The sequence below is a fragment of the Glycomyces tenuis DSM 44171 genome (genome assembly GCF_000427885.1).
In the GTDB taxonomy this organism is placed as follows: Bacteria; Actinomycetota; Actinomycetes; order Mycobacteriales; family Micromonosporaceae; genus Glycomyces; species Glycomyces tenuis.
In genome coordinates this window covers 1-19295 of record NZ_ATYW01000011.1, presented here as the reverse complement: position 1 = coordinate 19295, position 19295 = coordinate 1, and the positions used below count along the sequence as shown (strand labels likewise).

At 69.3% G+C, this 19295-nt stretch carries 14 protein-coding genes and 1 pseudogene; 9 read left to right on the top strand and 6 right to left on the bottom strand.

Features of this window, described 5'->3' with window-relative positions:
- Nucleotides 1-75: 75 nt before the first annotated feature.
- The 3 genes from YWW_RS35115 to YWW_RS0114105 all read left to right on the top strand — a co-directional run bounded on the left by YWW_RS35115 (nucleotide 76) and on the right by YWW_RS0114105 (nucleotide 1345).
- Nucleotides 76-291 carry a DivIVA domain-containing protein gene (locus YWW_RS35115; RefSeq protein ID WP_035700929.1) on the top strand — a complete coding sequence of 72 codons (216 nt, stop codon included), beginning with the start codon at nucleotides 76-78 and terminating at the stop codon, nucleotides 289-291.
- A 9-nt stretch (nucleotides 292-300) separates the two neighbouring features.
- Nucleotides 301-828: a hypothetical protein gene (locus tag YWW_RS30420; RefSeq protein ID WP_051325806.1), complete on the top strand. Its 528-nt coding sequence runs from the start codon at nucleotides 301-303 to the stop codon at nucleotides 826-828.
- A 103-nt stretch (nucleotides 829-931) separates the two neighbouring features.
- The gene (locus YWW_RS0114105) at nucleotides 932-1345 is read left to right on the top strand and encodes a hypothetical protein (RefSeq protein WP_051325805.1); all 414 of its coding nucleotides are present in this window, start codon (nucleotides 932-934) and stop codon (nucleotides 1343-1345) included.
- A 66-nt stretch (nucleotides 1346-1411) separates the two neighbouring features.
- Here YWW_RS0114105 and YWW_RS0114100 read toward each other — a convergent pair whose 3' ends face one another.
- Nucleotides 1412-2020: a dihydrofolate reductase family protein gene (locus YWW_RS0114100; protein ID WP_026930622.1), complete on the bottom strand. Its 609-nt coding sequence runs from the start codon at nucleotides 2018-2020 to the stop codon at nucleotides 1412-1414.
- Nucleotides 2021-2167: 147 nt separating this feature from the next.
- Between YWW_RS0114100 and YWW_RS30415 the strand changes: the two are divergent.
- Nucleotides 2168-3451 (top strand): annotated as a pseudogene (locus YWW_RS30415) (endonuclease Q family protein); the annotation flags it as partial.
- Between the two features lie 114 nt (nucleotides 3452-3565).
- Nucleotides 3566-5584 carry a soluble NSF attachment family protein gene (locus YWW_RS0114090; RefSeq protein WP_026930621.1) on the top strand — a complete coding sequence of 673 codons (2019 nt, stop codon included), beginning with the start codon at nucleotides 3566-3568 and terminating at the stop codon, nucleotides 5582-5584.
- 1934 nt (nucleotides 5585-7518) lie between these two features.
- Here YWW_RS0114090 and YWW_RS0114080 read toward each other — a convergent pair.
- Nucleotides 7519-7902 (bottom strand): hypothetical protein, encoded by a 384-nt coding sequence (locus tag YWW_RS0114080; RefSeq protein WP_026930620.1) that lies wholly within the window; start codon nucleotides 7900-7902, stop codon nucleotides 7519-7521.
- Nucleotides 7903-8019: 117 nt separating this feature from the next.
- Between YWW_RS0114080 and YWW_RS37785 the strand changes: the two genes are divergently transcribed.
- The 4 genes from YWW_RS37785 (at nucleotide 8020) to YWW_RS0114065 (ending at nucleotide 11608) form a co-directional block, all read left to right on the top strand.
- The gene (locus tag YWW_RS37785) at nucleotides 8020-8142 is read left to right on the top strand and encodes a hypothetical protein (protein WP_281171006.1); all 123 of its coding nucleotides are present in this window, start codon (nucleotides 8020-8022) and stop codon (nucleotides 8140-8142) included.
- Between the two features lie 30 nt (nucleotides 8143-8172).
- The gene (locus tag YWW_RS36475) at nucleotides 8173-8460 is read left to right on the top strand and encodes a hypothetical protein (protein WP_156037707.1); all 288 of its coding nucleotides are present in this window, start codon (nucleotides 8173-8175) and stop codon (nucleotides 8458-8460) included.
- 184 nt (nucleotides 8461-8644) lie between these two features.
- On the top strand, nucleotides 8645-10822 hold the full coding sequence (locus tag YWW_RS0114070) for a family 43 glycosylhydrolase (RefSeq protein ID WP_081687454.1): 2178 nt from the start codon (nucleotides 8645-8647) through the stop codon (nucleotides 10820-10822).
- A 243-nt stretch (nucleotides 10823-11065) separates the two neighbouring features.
- A complete protein-coding gene (locus tag YWW_RS0114065) occupies nucleotides 11066-11608 on the top strand; it encodes a rhamnogalacturonan lyase family protein (protein ID WP_211228562.1) in 543 nt (180 codons plus the stop codon).
- 342 nt (nucleotides 11609-11950) lie between these two features.
- On the opposite strand, the gene YWW_RS36910 is transcribed toward YWW_RS0114065, so the two are convergent.
- The 4 genes from YWW_RS36910 to YWW_RS30395 all read right to left on the bottom strand — a co-directional run.
- Nucleotides 11951-13759 carry a BNR-4 repeat-containing protein gene (locus tag YWW_RS36910; protein WP_081687453.1) on the bottom strand — a complete coding sequence of 603 codons (1809 nt, stop codon included), beginning with the start codon at nucleotides 13757-13759 and terminating at the stop codon, nucleotides 11951-11953.
- 249 nt (nucleotides 13760-14008) lie between these two features.
- Entirely contained in the window at nucleotides 14009-16351 is a 2343-nt protein-coding gene (locus tag YWW_RS30400) for a rhamnogalacturonan lyase family protein (protein WP_051815839.1), read from the bottom strand.
- Between the two features lie 124 nt (nucleotides 16352-16475).
- Nucleotides 16476-17780, bottom strand: a complete 1305-nt coding sequence (locus tag YWW_RS0114045) for an RICIN domain-containing protein (RefSeq protein ID WP_026930617.1) — start codon at nucleotides 17778-17780, stop codon at nucleotides 16476-16478.
- Between the two features lie 514 nt (nucleotides 17781-18294).
- A partial coding sequence (locus tag YWW_RS30395; RefSeq protein WP_035704545.1) for a LacI family DNA-binding transcriptional regulator occupies nucleotides 18295-19295 on the bottom strand: 1001 nt, incomplete at its 5' end.

The window sequence follows — 19295 nt, the reverse complement described above, 5'->3', positions numbered from 1 at the left end:
CGGTATGTGAACGAGTGGTGACGCAATCGGCGGCCCGATCTCGGGCCGTGGTGCCCGCCTGGCAGACTGTGACCCATGGAGAACCCCTTCTTCTCTGTCCGGTTTCGCGGATACGACCGAGCCCAAGTCGACCGAGCCGTCGCCCGCATCCGGCGGGCGATGGAGACCGGCGTGCCCCCGCACCCCGACTCGCTGATCGATCTCGGCTTCCAGATGACCATGCGCGGCTACGACCCCCGCGAGGTCGACGACTACTTTGAAGAAGTCGCACGTTCGCTGCGCAATGGATAGGCTGGGGGCGTGACCGCTCAGGACCCGTACCAGCCCCAGATGCAGCCGCCGGCGCCCGGGCCGCCCGAGCAGCAGCCCCAGCAGCCCTACCCCCCGGCGGGGCCCCGGTTCCACCCGTATCCCGGATTCGCGTACCAGCCGGCGCCCGGCTACCCGCCGTACTCGGTCCGGTGGCCGCCGGTGGCGGTCCCGGCGCCCGCCATGGTCGACGGCTTCTACCTGATGCAGCCGCGGCTCAAGCCGATCCCCTCGGGGCAGGCGATCGGCTCGCTGATCGCGGGCATCGGCGGGATCCTCGGCGCGCTCCCGGGCCTGCTGTTCAGCGCGTTCAGCCCGTGGACGGGCCTGACGTTCTTCATGATGGCGGCACTGCTCGGCGTCGGCTCGCTGCTGCTGGGAAGCTACGCGAAACGCCAGATCAAGCAGGCGGGAGGCGGCGTCTCGGGCTCGGGGCTCGCCACCACCGGCGTGATCCTCGGCATCGTGGCCTCCTCACTGGCGGCGCTGACGGCCCTGATCAGCCTGGCCTCCATCTGAGACCGCGCCCCGAGCGGCATATCGGCGCGAATGCGGATCTTCCCGGTCATACACGATCTCGCGGAACAACGACTCGTTCGGTGCCGGAACGTACAATGCCGACATGACCATCAGACAGCAGGACGCCGTCATCGACGGCCTCGCCATCACCTACCTGCCCGCCGGCCTCGGCGACTCCTCGGACTTCGAGTTCGAGTGGGGCGGCGTGCGGTTCACCCAGCGGGTGTGGGAGTCCGAGGTCGAGGACGGGGTGTGGCGCGTCGACCTCCAGGTGCAGACGATGCGCGGCGCGCGCCTGAGCGACAAGGACGCCATGCGCGGCTTCCTGATCGAGTACCACGAACAGGACGAGGACTGGGCCACCGAGCCGTTCGGCGACAGCGGCTTCAGCACCGAACGCGAAGTGTCCTCGCTCATCGAGCCGCGCCTGGCCTTCGAGGTCCGCGACCCGTTCGGCCGCCAAGGCACCGCCGAGGTCAAGGCCGTCGCCGAAGGGGTCAGGCTCCTGGACCGCTGATCGCCGCCTGCCGCGGCGCGGCGGGCTCGCGCCCGCCCGCCGACCGGGACCCGCCGGTTCCGCCGCCTACGAGAAACTGCCGAACACGGGCCGGCCGTTGAAGCGATAGACGCCCAAGACGGCGCCCGACCGTGTGGCGGTGTGCTCGACCAGTTTCCAAGAGGAGGCGTTCAGGCCCTCCGCGAACAGCCGCCGCCCCTTGCCGAGCACCAGCGGGTAGCTCAGCAGCCGCAGCTCGTCGACGAGGTCGGCCCCCAGGAGCATCTGGACCAGCTCCGAGCTGCCCCACACGTGGAGATCGCCGCCCGGGCGCTCCTTGAGCTCGCGGACCGCCGCGACCGTGTCGGAGGCGAGCAGGTGCGAGTTGTGCCACTCCAGATGCGGCGTGCTGCGGGAGGCGACGTACTTGGGCAGCTCGTTGAGCTTGGAGGCGATCAAGCCCTCGGGCGCGGACGAGGTGGGCCAGTAGGAGGCGAAGATGTCGTAGGTCCTGCGGCCCAGCAGGAACGCCTCGGCTCCGTCGAACCAGCCGTCGATGATCCGGCCGGTCTCCTCGTCGAAGAGGGGCGGCTGCCAGCCGCCGAGGTCGAAGCCGCCCTCAGAGTCCTCGTCGGGCGCGCCGGGGGCCTGCATGACGCCGTCGAGGGTGAGGAACGTGTGCACGGTGAGTTTCATGACGATTCCTTCGGTCGTGGTCGTGCGCTGACACCCCTCAGTCGATCGGGGCGGCGCCGATTCGACACCCGAACGCGGAAATTCCCGACGATTTTCTCACCCCCGATGCCGCATCCGACCGAGGCCGGTTGTGGAAACATGCCTCGCATGCGTTTCCATGCCGATCTGCACCTCCACTCCAAGCATTCCCGCGCGTGCAGCAAGGACGCCGATCTCGAGCACCTGACCCGGTGGGCCAAGCGCAAGGGCGTCACGCTCATGGGCACCGGGGACTTCACCCACCCGGTGTGGTTCGAGCGCCTCCGGGAGTCGCTCGTGGCGGCCGAGCCGGGCCTGTTCCGGCTGCAAGAGGACCTCGAGGCCGACATCGTCGGCGAGCTGCCCGAGAACGTGGCGTCCGCGCCGGTGCGGTTCATGCTGTCGGTGGAGGTCTCCACCGTCTACAGGCGCGGCGGCCGCACCCGCAAGATCCACCACCTGGTCTACATGCCCGACTTCGAGTCCGCGGCGGAGTCCAACGGCAGACTGGGCCGCGTCGCCGACCTCTCCTCCGACGGCCGCCCCACCCTCTCCATGGACGCCCGCGACCTTCTGGAGGCCACTCTGGACAGCGGTGAGGGCGCCTACCTCGTCCCCGCGCACGTGTGGACGCCGTGGTTCGGGCTGCTGGGCTCCAAGTCCGGCTTCGACAGCGTGGAGGAGTGCTACGGCGAGCTGTCGGACCGCATCTTCGCCCTGGAGACCGGCCTGTCGAGCGACCCCGAGATGAACCGGCGGGTCTCCGCTCTGGACCGCTACCGCATGGTCAGCTACTCCGACGCCCACTCCCCGCCGATGCTGGCCCGCGAGACCACCGTGTTCGACACCGAACTCGACTACCACGCCGTCCGCGGGGCCCTGGAGACCGGCGAAGGGCATCTGGGCTCGGTCGAGTTCTTCCCCGAAGGCGGCAAGTACCACCTCGACGGCCACCGCAAGTGCGGCGTGCGCCTGGAGCCCGAGGAGACCCGCGAGCGCGGCGGCCGGTGCCCGGTGTGCGGCAGGCCCCTCACCGTCGGCGTGCTCAGCCGCGTGGAGGACCTGGCCGACCGCCCCGAAGGGACGGAGGCGCCCGTGGCGGACGTCGAGCACCTGGTGCCGCTGCCGCAGATCGTGAGCGAGATCGTCGGCACCGGCCCGAAGACCAAGCGGGTCCGCGCCGAGGTCGACCGGCTGACCGCCGAACTGGGGCCGGAGCTGGCGATCCTGGAGCGGGTGCCCGTCGCCGACATCGAGTCCCGCTCGCCGCTCCTGGCCGAGGCCGTCGCCCGTCTGCGCGAGGGGAAGGTGATCCGCGAGGCCGGCTATGACGGCGAGTACGGGACGATCCGGCTCTTCGAGCCCGGCGAGGTCGACCGCCGCACCGCCGGGGGCGCCCCGACCCTGTTCGAGTGAACACCGCCGGAGCGAAGGCGCCCGCGCGGACGATCCGGCCTGCTCTGCCGTTGCCCGCTTCGCGGGTGCTGTGGGAGCATGGTCGGAGCACCCGATCTGTTGGGAGTCTGGATGTCCGAGGAGTCGTTCACCGTTCGCAACGCCTTCGACGGCGAGGTCGGGAATGTGATCCAGGGCGGCACCGTGAATGTGCACAACGGACCCCAGATGATCGTGCCCCGCGAAGGGCCGCGGGTCAGGCCTGAGTGGACAGGCCGGGAGAGCGAGCTCGCCTCCATCGGCGCCTCGCTGGCGGAAGGGCGGCCGGTGGCGGTCGTCGGTGACGCGGGCATCGGCAAGACCGCTTTGGCGGCCATGGCGATCGACCGCTACCGCGACCGGTACCCCCGCGGGCAGCTCTACATCGTCCTCGACGGCGAGAAGGTCCAGGGGGTGCTGCAGTCGGTCCTGCTCAGGCTCAATGTCAGTCCCTCGCAGATACCGTCCAGCCAGGAGGGATGCCTGTCGCTGTACCACTCGGTCACGCGTGACCAGGCGTTGCTCGTGGCCGTCGACGGTGTGGTCGGAGAGCGCGAGGCGGCGCTGTTCCGGCCCGCGTCGCCGACATCGGGGTATGTGGTCGCGAGCCGTGTCCCGCTGCCCGATCAGGACTACCGGTCGATCCCGTTGGAGCCGCTCGCCGTCGAGGACGCGGCCGGGTTCCTGCGGGACGTCTGCCCGAACCTCGCCGAGGACCTGCCGCCGCGCCTGGTCCAGGTCTTCGGGTCGAAGCCCGCCGATCTCAACCTGCTCGCCGGGCTCATCGCCCACCGCTCGCTGGTGGAACTCGTCGAGGTCCGCGAGGTGGTGGGCGAGGGCGATCTGTTCACCGGCGTCTACAACGGCCTCAGCAGGTCCGCCCGCTGGCTCTACCGCCTGCTCGGCGCCATTCCCAACCGGGAGTTCGAGCGGGAAGTCGTCGGCATCCTCCACGGGGCGAAGGGCTGGGACCACGAAGGCGTCCTGGGCGCCTTCACCGAGCTGCGGACGGCCCGGCTCGTGGTCGAGCACCGGGAAGGCTGGCACCGGATCGAGACCACCGAGGCGTTCGAGCGGCCCGGGCCCACCGAGCCGGTGCCCCTCGACCTGTTCAGCGCAGCCCGCGACTCCCTGATCTGGCATGTGCGCCGCGCTCAGCTCGCCGACCGCACTGTCATGGAGGCGCCTTTGCGGTTCGCTCCGCCGCTGCCCGGGCACATCACGGCTCGGGAGTTCAACGGACGCCCCGAGGCGATGGAGTGGTACCGGACCCTCTACCCCGCGCTGTGCGATTTTCTCAAAGTGGCGACCGAACAGCACTGGCCCGACCTCGCCTGGGCACTGGCCGAAGCGCTGTGGGCGTACTATGCCAACGCCGCCCTTGACCACGAAGCGGCGAAGCAGTATGAAGCCGTCCTCGGCATCACGGCCGACCCGGTGGCGAGGGCGCAGCTGAACTCGATGCTGGCGATGTGCCTGACCAAGTGCGGCAACGAAACCGAAGCGGAGCTGGCGGTGGACGACGGCTGGGACGCCGTGGCCGCCGCGGAGCGGTCGCCCGAAGTTCCGGACCGGACCTGCATGGCGCTCAAGGGCCTTGTCACCGAGGCCTTGGGGAGACTGCGGAAACACCAGCGCCGATTCGACGAGGCCGTCGAGGCGCTCCGCCGGTCTGCCGAGTTCATGGAGGCGATCGGGCGGCCCAAGGCCGTCGGCATCCGGCTGCGGGTCGTGGCGGAGATCTACGAGGAGCGGGGCGAACTCGACCTCGCCGTCACGACTTGGGAACTCGCCGCGACGTGGTTCGAGACGGACGGCGACCGGCGCAACCGCCTCGGAACCCTGCTCGACATCGCCATGCTCCGGTTCCGCCGCGGCGACGCAGGCGCCCTCGCCCGGGTCGACGAGCTGCTGGAAGACCTCGTCAAGGAGAGTCTGTGGCAGACGGTCGCCGAGACCCACGAGCGGGTGGCGGCGGTCCTCGTCGAGCGGGGCGAGCCGCATCTCGACCGGGCGAAGCTGGCGCTGCACTTGTTCACCGCCCACGGCGACGTGATCGGCGCGGAGCGGGTTCGCATCGCTTTCGGGATCAGCGAAGCGGACGGACACTGAGGGCGCCGCCGCCCAGTCGCCAGTCGCCCGAATCGGGCCGACCGGCCTCCGCCCACACCGACACCGCCGCGTCGGCCGACTCCGGCGCGCACGAGGCGTGCAGCCTCCGGCCGTCCGCGCAGGTCCATATCAGCCCGGATGTTGTTCGCACGCTCGCGAGCGACGCCAGGGGATGCTCCTTCAGCAGTTTCAGCCCCTCTTCCCACGCCTCCGATTCGGGCAGCGTCCCGTGGTGGCGGACGATGATGTCGGCCTGGTCGCGGGCGTCGGGGTCCAGGCAGCGCACCTCCGCGACCAGGCGCCTGGGGCCCGGGCGACCGTCGTCGGCCGGGAAGCGCCGGCAGGTCGCCGCGTCGCCCTCGAAGGCGACCTCGCTGCGCCAGGACGAGGTCGGGTGCCAATACGGCACCGGCACCGGCGGGGCGAACATGCGCGGGCCGGGGCCCGGGCGCTCGTCGAGCCGCAGCGTCCGATACAGGCCGGCCCTGATCCGCTGAGCCGGGCCCGGTTCCGGATCCGCCAGCGCCCGCGAGAAGCACTCGTCGAGCAGCGGCTCCGACTCGCACAGCCGCTCCACCTGCCCGAGCAGATCGCCCGCGGGGTCGAACGGCGGCGCGATGGAACCGAAGACCGCCAGCGGGGATTCGCGCGGCATCTCCTCGAAGCCGAAGGACGCCACGGCGGTCGGGATGCCGAGGGCGGCGCCGTAGAAGCCGAGCGAGCCGTGGTCCCCGATGACGCAGTCCGCGGCCAGCAGGGCGGCGCGCCAGCCCTCGCCCGGGTCGACCATGATCAGGCCGTTCTCCAGCTGGCGCCTGAAGAGGCTCTCCATGCCGCCGTGGACGGCGAGGATGTTCGGGTGGGGGACGAACGCCACCGCGTAGTCGTCCATCGGCAGCGCGGCGAGCAGCCGCTCGGGCAGCGACGGGTGGTGGGCGAACAGGGAGTGCTCCCGCCACGTCGAGGAGACCAGCACCAGCCGCCGCCGCGGGCCGACGCCGAGGGCGCGGCGGTACTCGCGGCGCATGCGGGCGCTGAGCCTGAGCCGCTCGAAGCACAGGTCGCCGGTGACCTCGGCGAACGGGAGCGCCTCGGGGCAGTCGACGCGGAGCCGCTCGACCGAGGCCGGTCCGGGCAGCGCGAGATAGGCGGGCAGGCGCCCGGTCTCGTCGCGGAGCTGGCCGCGGGCGAGCCCGGCGACGCCCTCGAAATGGGGAGTGAGGCGGTTGTGGCCCGCGCCGTGGGGGATCAGCGCGACATCGCAGCGGGCCTCGTGAAGAGTGCGGGTCGCACCGGAGGAGACCAGCAGCTCGGGCGGGTCGGCGGTGACGGTCTCCCAGCCTAGCCAGTCGATGTCGCGCTGGCGGCTGAAGCGCCTGCCACCGGTCTGGCGGTCGGTTTGGAACAGGGCGTACCTGATCAGGAGGCGGCGGTCGGCGGCGAGGAGGGGTTCGAGGTCGTAATAGAGCCGGTTGAGGGCTTGGAGGCTGCCGCCGGCGAAGACGATCCGGCGTTCGAACGCGGAAGTGCGGTCGTCGACCGGNCACCGGGTTCCGGGTTCCGGGTTCCGGGTTCCGGGTTCCGGGTTCCGGGTTCCGGGTTCCGGGTTCCGGGTTCCTTGGCGCATTATATTCCTGTTGGGCGGCGTAGCGGGTGAGGCTGGCGGTGTGTCGAGCAACGATCCTAGCGCTCGGAACAGCGAACGTCGAAAGCCTGCCGTGAACGGTGCGGCAGCCGTACCTCGACGAAGACGACGAGCCCGTGCGCCTTTCGAGGCCGCGCTGGGAGGCAACGGTGCCCGCCCGCTCACCGCGCCTGCGATCCGCCGCCAAGCAGATCCACTATGGAACACAATGGTCCGAGCGGACCCGGATTCCCACTGCTGGCGTCGGATCGGTCCGCGGCCCGGCACACGGACCGATCATGCCGCCGTGTCAGTCGTGATCGGGAAGCTCCCGGAAGTTCATCGTCTCCGCCTGGTAGACCTTGCCGGGCCCCTGTCCGTGGAAGTTGTTCTGGAACATGACGTGCTGCTGCGCCTGATTGACCTGGGTGAGCGTGATCGGCTGACCCGCGAGCCGGGTGAGCTGCTCGCGGAACGCCGTGTCGTCGGCGCAGACCGCGGCGATCGCCTTGGCGAGGTCCTCGACCTCGGCCGTGTCCGGCCTGGTCTCGGCGCGCTCGAGGATCGCTTTCCGCTCGGCGCGTCTGCTGAAGTAGTCCTTGACGTACTTGCCGGCCGCGACGATGCCGCCCGCGGTCTCCCCGGCGAGTTTCCCCGCCGCTGCGGTGGCGATGGCGGTGATGACTGGGTCCACGAGTCCTCCTTGTAGTCCGTATACAGCTTAGGCCGGTGGGCCTCGACGATGGGGCACCCGAGAGGCGAGGCCGCGTGGGAAGATCGGTGTCCGAACCGAGTTGGCTCGGGAGCGCCGATGAACAACAGTCCGATGTTCCACAACGACATCCGCGGCGGTGGGACCCTCTTTCAGGGCACGATCACCATCGAGCAGCATCAACCGGTCCCACTCGATCTGTTCGGCGATCCTTCCTATTGAACCGACCGGGCCGAACGGCTCGAGGACCTCATGGAATGGATGACGCTGCCCGAACCCGATCCACTGGTCATCAAGGGACCTGAGCACACCGGCAAGAGTGCCCTGGTCGGCGTGGCCGCCTGCCGCCGCCGGGACCGTTTCCCCCACGGCATGCTGCACAGCGAAACCGTCCCGGACCATGCCGAGGCCGTCCATGACCGAGCTTTTGTCCATGTCTACCAGCGAAATGACCATGGACAGGCATGTCAAGCGCCCGTAGGGTCGACTGCAAGTCATTCGAGTCGTCCGAAAATGTCCGAATCCCACGGCTCCGATTGACGACGCGACCGCCTCACGATCCCACCCGGCACTGCGATCGTGAACGACTGGCGCGTCCCCGGTTACCGGTGCTCCTGAAAGGAGCCCCGGCGACCGGGGACGTCCGTGTTCATAACCCGGCGGCGGTGACAGTGCTGCCTCCGCCTGCCCTGCTGCCGGGCGACATCGAGTGAGAGGCAAGACCATGACATTCACCGCCCGCAGATCGCCGCGCCGATGGGGACCACTCGTCGCCACGGCGTTGTTCGCGTTGGCCTTGGCCGCGCCCGCGTCTCCCGGATCCGCCGCCGTGGACGACTCGGCGCAGACGGAGCCCCGAGTCGCCGCCGACTCGACCATCGCCGACGGCCTCGAGGCGATGGTCTCGGACTACGAGACGCGTGTCCCCACGGAGTACACCACTGACTCCTGGACGCCCTTCGCCGAAGCTCTGACCACCGCGGCCGACGTCTCCGAGGACGATGCGGCGACCGAGGCCGAGGTCGCGGACGCGAAGACCGAGCTGCAGACCGCCGCCTCCGGGTTGGAGCCGCTCCAGTCGACGTTCGCGACGATCACCAACGACACCTTCTGGAACGACACCGACGGCAACCCCATCTACTCGCAAGGCGGCGGGGTCTTCAAGTTCGGCGACACCTACTACTGGTACGGCGTGCACTACACCGGTGCCGAGTACTACCGGGACAATCCGACGCGGAAGTACGACGGCGACGTCAGGTTCGTCTCGATCCCCGTCTACTCCTCACAGGACCTGGTGAACTGGACGTTCGAGAACGAGGTCGCCACGACCTCGACGAGCCTCGGAAGCCTGGGCGGCAACCTCGGCTCCGCCGGATGGGTGGGGCGCCTCGGCGTCGCGTACAACGAGAACACCGGCAAGTACGTCCTCCCGGTGCAGATGTGGCACCCCACGCACGACCACGGCGTGCTGTTCCTGCAAGGCGACTCGCCCACCGGCGATTTCACTTTCGGCAACTTCCAGCGCCAGGTCGTGAACTCGCCGACGACGGGCACCGGTGACCAGACCGTCTTCACCGACGAGGACGGCCAGGACTACCTGATCTTCTCCAACCGCGAGGGCCGCTCCCGCGCGTTCGTCTCCAAGCTCCGCTCGTCCGACTCGCTCTACGCGGAGCCGGCGGTCGAGATCGGCCGCCACGGTGACGGCCGCGAGGGCAACGCCATGTTCAAGCTCGACGGCGAGTACTTCATGTGCGCCTCGGACCTGCACGGCTGGAACACCTCGGTCAACTACTGCCTCGAGTCCACTCAGGGCAGCGTCCAGGGCGACTACTCGGACTACTTCACGATGCCGGGCACGGAGATGGACTACAGCCACGTGACCCAGACCGGGTTCTTCGTGACCGTCGAAGGGACCGAGCAGGACACGGTGCTCTACGCCGGGGACCGCTGGGCCGACTTCGCATGGAACGGCATCGGCTACAACCAGTGGGTGCCGATCACCGACGAGGGCGACGGGCCGCAGTTCCACTCGGTGAGCCAGTGGGAGTTCAACGCCACGACCGGTGAATGGCGCGTCGGGCCCGACAACAACTACATCCTCAATCCCGACGTCCAGGCCGACCGGATCATCGTCTCGAACGTGGTCGGGTGGTCCAGGACCGGTTCGGGCGGGGTGGGCAACGTCGAGGGCGGGGCGAACGGGAGTCGGTTCGCGCTGCACGTGAACAACGGATCCGGCGCCCGGCAGGAGATGGAGGTGCCCGCGGGCACCTACACACTCGGCCTGTACACCAAGGGCTCCGGCCAGGTGACCGTCACCGGCGCCGACGGCCGGGCGCACGTCCTCAACGTCCCGTCCTCGAGCGGCTGGACTGAGCGCGAACTCACCGGCATCGAGCTGCCGGCAGGGACCGCGACCGTCACCGTCGACGGCGGGAGCGGCAACCTCACCGCCGACCAGTTCTCGCTCGTCAGGCAGGGCGGAGAGGATCCCGATCCGGGGGACTCGACGCGCTATGAGGCCGAGAGCTCTCCGGCGGTCTGCTCGGGCACCATCGACGCCGACCACGCGGGCTTCTCCGGCAGCGGGTTCTGCAACGGTGACAACGCCGACAACGCCTATGCCGAGTTCACCGTGCAGGCGTCGGCCGCCGGGACGGCGACGCTGGACCTTCGGTTCGCCAACGGCAGCAGCGCTGCGAGGCCGGCCGACGTGATCGTGAACGGATCCACGGTGGAGACGGCCTCGCTCCCGACCACCGGTTCGTGGACGGGCTGGACCACTCAGACCGTCACCGTCCAACTGGACGCGGGCGCCAACACCATCCGATTGGACCCGACCACCGCGAACGGCCTGCCCAATATCGATTACCTCGATGTCGAACAGGCGAGCGGCTAGCCGCCACCGGAGACTGCGGTGAGGTGGATTCGCCTCCGCCTCACCGCAGCCTCCGGGATCAACCGGTCGAATCTTCCCAGAGCTCTCCAACATCGCGCCCGCCGCTGTTTCGTCCATGTCGTTCAGTGAAACGGCCATCGGCAGGTACATCGAGTACATGTCATCCGAGGCGATGCGAGTCCTCGTGTCCGAGGCCTTCCGGCCGTCCGCATTCCGTTGCGCGACGGCGGCACGATCCAGTTCGTGTGGGTCGGCGACCTCGACGGCGACGGCGCCTACGACTACGTGGTGGACCGCCAGACCTCCCCGCAGTCGATCGAGGCCTACTCGAGCGACGGCGAATTCCTACGGGAGGTCGACATGGGCCACAACAGCACGAACCAGAACAACATCGAGGGCGGCTCGTCCACGATCGACGTGGGCCACAACGACGGGGTCACCGTCTACGACTTCGACAGTGACGGCTTCGCCGAGGTCGCGGTCAGGATCGCCGACGGCGTCACCTTCGGCGACGGCGGCTTCAACCTCATGATGACGGCCTGGGGCTTCGACGGCGGCGACGTCTTCGGCGAGTGGCGCGAGGAGGTCGTGCTGCCGAACGGGGAGTACGACGAGCTGATCGTGTTCACCACCGACCGGCCGACCGACATCAGGTTGTACACCCTGGCGCACAACCCCGCCTACCGCAACGACATGACCGTCAAGGGCTACATGCAGTCCCACCACGTCGACTACTTCCTCGGCCATGACATGGACACCCCCGCCAGACCGGACATCACCTACTGATCGACTAGGACCGGAACGGCACGGGGACATGACGGCGCGGCGGGTCCGCCAAGCTCGCCGCGCCCGACGAAGGCATCCGGCCGCGGGGCCGGCCCGTCCTTCGCCGAGGCGCAGACCACCGGATGGCCGCGCCGTCCATGGCCCTTGCCGAAGCCCACGGCGTCGGCCTCCGCGAAGTCCCGGACCCGCCGCCACGACGAGCCGCCGTCGGTCGAGCGCCACATCCGGCGCCTGCCACTGCGCTGCGCGCACGACCGCGGTGCCTGATCGGAGTGCTCGTCAGGCTCGTGAGCCGTCGATTTCCAGATGTTCGCATGATCGCTCCAAGTGCGGAATCGGTTTCTAGAGGGTCTGCAGGCTCCACTGTTGGCTGGTGCCGCTCGAGCAGTCGTGTTGCCGCAGCCGGGTGCCGTTCGCGGTCGAGGAGTCGATCACGTCGAGGCACTTGCCCGAGTGCCGCGCCACGAGCTGGATATGGCCGCCGCCGACGTCTCGAAGCTCCCACTGCTGGTTGGTGCCGCCGTTGCACGTCCACTGGATGACCCTGGCGTCGTCGGCCGTCGAGGCGCCGTCGACGTCGAGGCACCTGCCGGAATGCCGGGAGACGATCTGGACGTGGCCGCCGCCGACGTCGCGGAGCTCCCATTGCTGGTTGGGTCCGCCGTGGCAGTCCCACTGGATGATCTCGGCCCCGTTCTCGGTCGAGCCGCCGACCACGTCCATGCATCTGCCCGAATTCCGGTTCGCGATGTCCGAGACCCGGCTCCCGCCGCCTTGTCCTGTCGCCCAGTCCAGCACCTCGATCCGGCTGCCGCCGTATCGGGGGGCGAAGACCGAGACGACGTCGTGGACGGCGAGCCGGGTGTGGTCGAGCAGCGGGTCGGAGTAGTACTCCACGCTCGAGGTGTAGCGGATGGCCCAATCGGTCCAACCGGACGACTGCGAGGCGGTGTAGACGCTCAGTCTCCTGGTGGCCGAGTTGCCACTGGCGATGTACAGATTGTCGCCGGAGTCGACGCCGATGTCGGCGCGGGTCATGACACCCGTATACGTCAGCACTTGGCGGTTCCACTCCTTGCTGGGCTTGTCGCGCCAGTAGTGGACCAGCACGGACTTCCTCCGCGCGTTGTCGAAGTCGCCGTCGTTCGACGACGAGGGCGGCATGTGCGAGGCGAGCACATGGACGTTGCCCGCGCTGTCGACCACTTGCGACTCCTGGTTCATGAGCCCCCGGTTCTGTCCGATGTCGACGACGCGCAGTCCGGAGTCGTCGGCGATGAGCGGATCCGAGCCGGTCGTCGCCACCACGTTGCCGTCGTTGTCGCGCCAGGTGCGGCCCTGGTCCTTGCTGTAGGCGTAGTAGATGTCGTGGTTGGTGCTGGCGTTCGGCGTCTCGCGCACCGTCCAGGTGGCGTGCAGCAGGTCGCTGTCGTCGAGCCCGGTGTCGTCGTATTCGATGCCGAAGAGATAGGCGTTGTTGTCGGCGTCGGTCCCGTTGAGGAACTCGCCCAGGTACGTCCAGGCGCCGTTCCGGTACTCGAAGAGCACCAGGTCGCCCGAGCCGCTGGCGCCCGTGCGGATGCTCATCTGCAGCACGCCGTCCGGGGAGCGGAAGAACCGCGGGTAGGTCGCCTGCGACAGGCGCTGTCCGGCAAGGCTGTTCGACACGGCGCCGAAGCTCGCCGCCGACCAGTCCGCGGTCGACGGTGAGGTCGCCATCCCCGCGATCGACTTGCGGTACTTCAAGGCCGAGTTGTGCATGTCGAAGGAGAGGTGGATCGTGCCGTCCTGACCGGAGATGCCGATCGAGATCGTGTTGTGCGAGTCGGTCGAGGTGGTCCGGTAGTCGGTCAGGCGCACGGTCTGCCACGAGTTCGCCGTGACCGCGCGGCGGGCCAGGTTGACGTAGCCGTCCTGGTCCCACCAGGCCGTGTACTGCCAGTCGTCGAATGTGGTGATGCCGTCCTGTTGGAACGATTCGCCGTTCATGTAGCCGGTGTACGTCAACGCCGTGCGACCGTCGGTGGTGAGCGTGGTGACGCTCGGCGGTCCGAGCGACGGAGCGGCCGCCGACGCGGGAACCGCGACGAAGGCGAGCAATGCCGTCAACGCGGCGACGAGCATCCCGTGCAAGACTCTGATTCGATCCATTGTAGACCTCCTTGTCGATCTGTTCCTCGATGCGTGATTCGCGCGGCGTTGGTTCTCGCCGCTTGAGCGGTCCTCAGCCGGGGCCGGGTGCCGTCGACGGTCCTGCGGTTGCGGTTCAGCGTCGTGGTCGCGGGCTTCTCCGCGAGTGCGGTGCGGAAGTGCGGAGTGCGAGGCGGACCCTGACGGCTCCGCCTCGCTCCACCGCAGGACCCCCGGCGCACCGGCACATGCACCTGGGCCTGTGGGTGGTCATGGGGTGTGGATGTCGGGCCAGGGGTAGTCGGTGACGTCCGAGCCGATGTAGAAGCTCGGATGCGGCGGCTGGTTGTAGCCGGTGTTCTGCCACGCGATCGCGACCCGGTACTGGATGTCGTGCATCAGCGTCGGGATGCGCAGATCGGTCTCGTACGGCGTGGCGTAGATCCGCAGGGCCGAGGAGTTCGAGGTCTTCCAGATGACTTCCTCGCGCCAGTCGCCGAACAGGTCGACCGACAGCGCCGGCGTCGACTTGGAGCCGTTGTTCGAGGTCACTCCCGAGCCGTCCAGGAGCGTCTGGGCGGGGGAGTAGTTGCTGATGCGGGTGCCGTCGAGCAGCTCGCGCTCCCCGTCGCCGTCCCACCAGCACAGGAAGTTGGTCGAGCTCGGCTTCGACCCGATGTTCGAGCCCGAGGCGTTCCGCAGGCCGCTGACCAGGGATGACCAGTACTCCGAACCCGAGTTGCCCGCGTAGACGTTGGCGCCCACGCCGCGGCCGTTGTCGTCGTCGGCCACGGGGGTCTGCATGATGATCGACCCGGTGTCGCCGTCGACCAGGCGGGTCGAGGGCATGCTGGGCCACTCGCCGGGCATGAAGACCTCCTGTCCGGGGTTGCCGGGCACGTGGTCGGTCACGTGCAGCGCGTCGCCGTGGCCCATGCGGGTGTTCCACAGCGGCTGCCCGTCCGAGCCGACGGCCATGGCGCCGTAGACGATGTCCTGGCGGCCGTCGCCGTCCAGGTCGGCGATCGAGAGATTGTGATTGCCCTGGCCCTCGTACTGGCTGCCCTCGTCGTCGGAGTCGAAGACCCAGCGGGTGGTCAGGTCGGTGCCGTTCCAGTCCACGGCCCAGATCACGCTTCGCGTGTAGTAGCCGCGCGCGAAGATCATCGAGGGGGTCTCCCCGTCGAGGTAGGCCGTGCCGGCGAGGAACCGGTCGACGCGGTTGCCGTAGTCGTCGCCCCAGTCCGAGACCCTGCCGCGGGCCGGCTGGTAGTTCACGGTGTCCATCGCGGCGCCGGTGGGCCCGTTGAAGATGGTCAGGAACTCCGGGCCGGCGAGGATGCGGCCGTTCGAGTCGCGGTAGTCGGCGTTCGCATCGCCGATGACCGTGCCGTTGGCGTCGCGGGTGCCGTCGGCGGTCTTGACCGCGAGTTCGGCGGCGCCGTCGCCGTCGTAGTCGTACACCTGGTATTGCGTGTAGTGCGCCCCGGCCCGGATGTTGCGGCCCAGGTCGATGCGCCACAGCCGTTCGCCGTTGAGGCGGTAGGCGTCGAGGTAGACGTTCCCGGTGTAGCCCTCGTGGACGTTGTCGTGCGCGTTGGTCGGGTCCCACTTGACGATCAGCTCGTAGGTGCCGTCGCCGTCGAGGTCGGCCGCGGAGGTGTCGTTGGCCTCGTAGCTGTACGACCCCGAGGGATTGCTGCCGCCGGCGGGGCGCTGGATCGGGACGTCGAAGTAGCCGCTGGAGTTGAACCGCGCCTCGGTGCCCGCCTCGGCTCCTTCGTTTCCGTCGGTGACGGCCCGGACGGTGTACTGCGAGCCCGCGGACCCGCCGGTGTCGAGGTAGTTGGTGGCGCCGGTGATCGGCGAGCCGTTGAGCAGAGCACCGTCCTTGTAGACGTTGAAGGCCGTGTCCGGATCGTCGGTGCCCAGCAGGCGCCAGCTGACGAGGTTGCCTTCGCCCGAAGGCACCACGGTCACGCCGCGCGTCAGCGCCTCGGCCTCGTAGCGGCCGTCGCCGCCTTCACCGGGGTCGCCGGGATCGCCGGTGGTCGGGGGATCGGTGGGGTCGCCGCCGTCGACGCGGATGAGCTGGAACTGCTGGTTCGTGCCGCCGTTGGGCGTGTACTGGCTGATCCGGGTGCCCGCGGTGGTCGACTTCTCCCACACGTCGAGCGCCTTGCCGGAGAAGCGGCTCACGAACGTGGCGTAGCCGCCCGACTCCTGGACCTCCCATTGCTGGTTGGTGCCGTTCTGGTCGGTGTACTGCGCGATGGTGGCGCCGTTGTCGGGGTTCTGCTCCCAGACGTCGAGCACCAGGTTCGAGTGCCGTGCCTGGATGCGGTAGTAGCCGCCGCCGGCGTCGAGGAACCGGAACTGCTGGCTGTGCGCGTCCGTGCGGTCGGACTGGACGAGCTCGGCACCGGTGCTGGCAGAGGCGCCTTCGATCTCGAAGACCAGGCCCGAGGAACGCGACTGGATGACATACCAGGCGGTGGTGTCGGGGGCGGCCGAGGCGCCGAACGGTGAGAAGAAGAGGAAGGTCACGGCCACCACGAGGGCCGCTGCTAGGGCCGACAGCGTGTGCAGCCGTCGGGTGGGGGAAAGGCGCATTGATCGCTCCATGCGTAGTGGGTTATGGATCGCCCGACCGTGACGGCGTCGGCACTGGATGCCGGGAGGCCGTGCGCCGCCGTCGCCGGATGGGATTGAATCGTTGTAGCGACGTGGTCGCGGGTCAGACGGCTTGCCGTGTGAAGCGCTGGTTGTCGTTGCCGGTGTAGGTGTATTGGGAGATCCGGGCGCCGTCTGCGGTCGAGTGCTCCCACACGTCCATGGCCAGACCCGAGGCTCTGTTGATGAGGCTGACGGTGCCGCCGCCGTGCTCGACGATGCGCCATTGCTGGCTCGCGGCGTCGGATTCGGGCTGCTGGGTGATGTCGGCGCCGCTGGTGTTGCTCGCCACCTGCAGGACCATGCCGGAGTGGCGGGCTTTGATCCGGTAGTGGTCGTCGCCGACGTCGATGAACTCGAACTGCTGGTTGGTCCGGCTGGTCGGTGACCACTGGATCAGCCCCGCCCCGGCCGCGGTGGAGATCGCGTCGATGTCGGCGTACTTGCCGCTGTGCCGGGCGGTCAGGCGGTAGAGGCCGGTGGGTTCGGATGGTCCTTCGCCCAGTTCGGCCTCCCATCGGGTGTTCGAACCGGCGGCGTCGGCCGGGAGGCGGTCGCGGGCGGCGGTGTCGCCGTACATGCTCCAGCGCGCCCAGTCCACGACCGTGTTGGGGAAGCGGTCGTCGCCCCAGAAGCTGGTGTGGCTGCCGCCGACGAAGGTGAGGAACGCCTTGGGCCAGGTGATCTCGTTGTAGGCCTGGCGGGCCGAGTCGTACTGCGTGAGGTCGTCGCGGTCGCCGTGGACGAACACGACCTTGGCCGTGATCGAGGTGGCGGGGGTGCCCATGTCCTCGCACGACTGCGGGTTGGCCGAGACGATGCGGCTGTCGGGCCAGGCCGTCAGCAGGCCGTGGGTGGTCATGCCGCCCAGGGAGTGGCCCGAGACGCCCACGCCGATCTCGGTGTCGATGTGCCCGGCGAGCGGTCCGCTCGCGTTGAGGGCGAGGGTCTGCGTGATGATCTCGGAGACGTCCTTCGACGGCTCGCCGCTGTAGACTTCGCCGGCGCCGTCGTAGCTGAAGTGGGGGGCGGGGACGATGAAGCCCGCCGCGGCCAGTGGTCGGATGAAGAACAGGGAGTTCTGGGGGCTGCTGCCCCAGCCGTGGGTGTAGTTGTAGACGGGGAAGACGCCGTCGGCGACCGGGGCGTCGGTGACCGGGTTCCCGCCGGGGGATCCGGTGGCCGGGTAGTAGACGTAGGTGGTGCACGGGCGCGAGCCCCGGTACCAGTCATACCGGCGCACGCCCACGGCGAAGGGGTCGGCTGGGGCGGGGTCGGCGAGGGCCTGGCCGGCGCCGAGCAGGGAGGCGCCCACTCCCAGCGCGCCGGCCGCACCGAGGCCGAGGAAGGTCCGTCGTTGCATTGACATGGTGGCTCCTTGTGTAAGAGACGTGAGAGGTGTGAACCGTTCGTATGACAGGCGGCTCACGGTGGTGAACTCGTCGAGTGGCCTTCGGATCGAGCGGCGGGCCGTCCCAGCCTTGAAATCGATCCCAGCCCGGAGGGGCTCCCGCGCGGCCGTGAAGCCGCATGGACCGGTGCCGCATCCGCGCTTGCGGCGAAGTGGCCGTTGGCGCCGCACGCCCGTCCTGTAGGGCCGACGGCGGCATTCACGCGCCTGGGAGTGTCGTCCCATCGGCGGGTTCGCCTGTGCCTCAGCCCCGCGGAAATCGCGTGCCGGGCTTCAGGGCGCTGGCGGTCGGGCCACTGGATCGCGGGTCCGGAGGCCGGTCGGCGCCCTTCCTTCCCGTCGGCTGTGTTCGGCTCCGGCTGTGAACGATCCCATTAAAATGAAGTATAGCCATACGTCAATATACAGTCAAGATGTTCCGCCTCGGCTTCTCGCGAGGCTGTGAACGATTATCGTCGGAGGCGCCGCCTGTTCAGGCGGACTCGCGGATGATCAGTTCGGTCGGCAGGACGACGGGCTCGACCGGCTCGTCGTCGAGCAGGGCGGTGAGGAGCCGGACCGTCTCCTCGGCGACCGTCGCCAGCGGCTGGCGCACCGTCGTCAGCATCGGCCTGGTGGCGGTGGCGACGGCCGAGTCGTCGAAGCCGCCCACGGCCACGTCGTCGGGCACCCGGCGGCCCGCGGTGTGGAGGACCTGGAGCGCTCCGGCGGCCATGAGGTCCGAGGCGACGAAGACCGCGTCGAGGTCGGGGACGGTCTCCAGCAGCCGCCGCATGGCCGCCTCGCCGCCGGCTTGGCTGTAATCGCTGTGGACGACCATCTGCTTGGTGGCCCTGCGGCCCAGGACGCTGGTGAAGCCTTCGAGGCGGAGCGAGCCGCCGGGCGTGTCGAGCGGGCCGGTGATCATGCCGATCCTGCGGCGCCCCCGCGCCACCAGGTATTCGGTCATGGCGCGGGCGCCGCCGCGGTCGTCGGCCGCGGCGTAGGGGATGACCGATTCGCGGCCCAGCACGGCGCCGCAGGCGACGGCGGGCACGTCCGAGCGCTCGATGGCCTCCAGGAGCGGGTCGCCGGAGTGAGTCGAGATGAGCAGGGCGCCGTCGGCGTGGCCGCCGCGCAGGTAGCGGGCCACGCGGTCGCGGCCGCCGTCGTCGCCGGCGACCATGAGCACCAGCGACATGTCGCGCTCGGCCAGTTGGTTCGTGGCCACGCGCATGAGCACGCTGAAGTTCGGGTCCTCGAACAGCCGCTCCTGCGGTTCGGACAGGACCATGACGATCGAGCCGGTGCGGTTGGTCTTGAGGCTGCGGGCGGCGCGGTTGACGACGTAGCCGGTCTCGGCCACGGCCCTGCGCACCGCCGTCTCGGCCGCCAGCGAGACGTTCCCCTTCTCGTTGAGGACGCGCGAGACCGTGCCGCGCGAGACACCCGAGGCCGCCGCGACATCGTTGATCGTCGGTCGTTTCCGTGCCA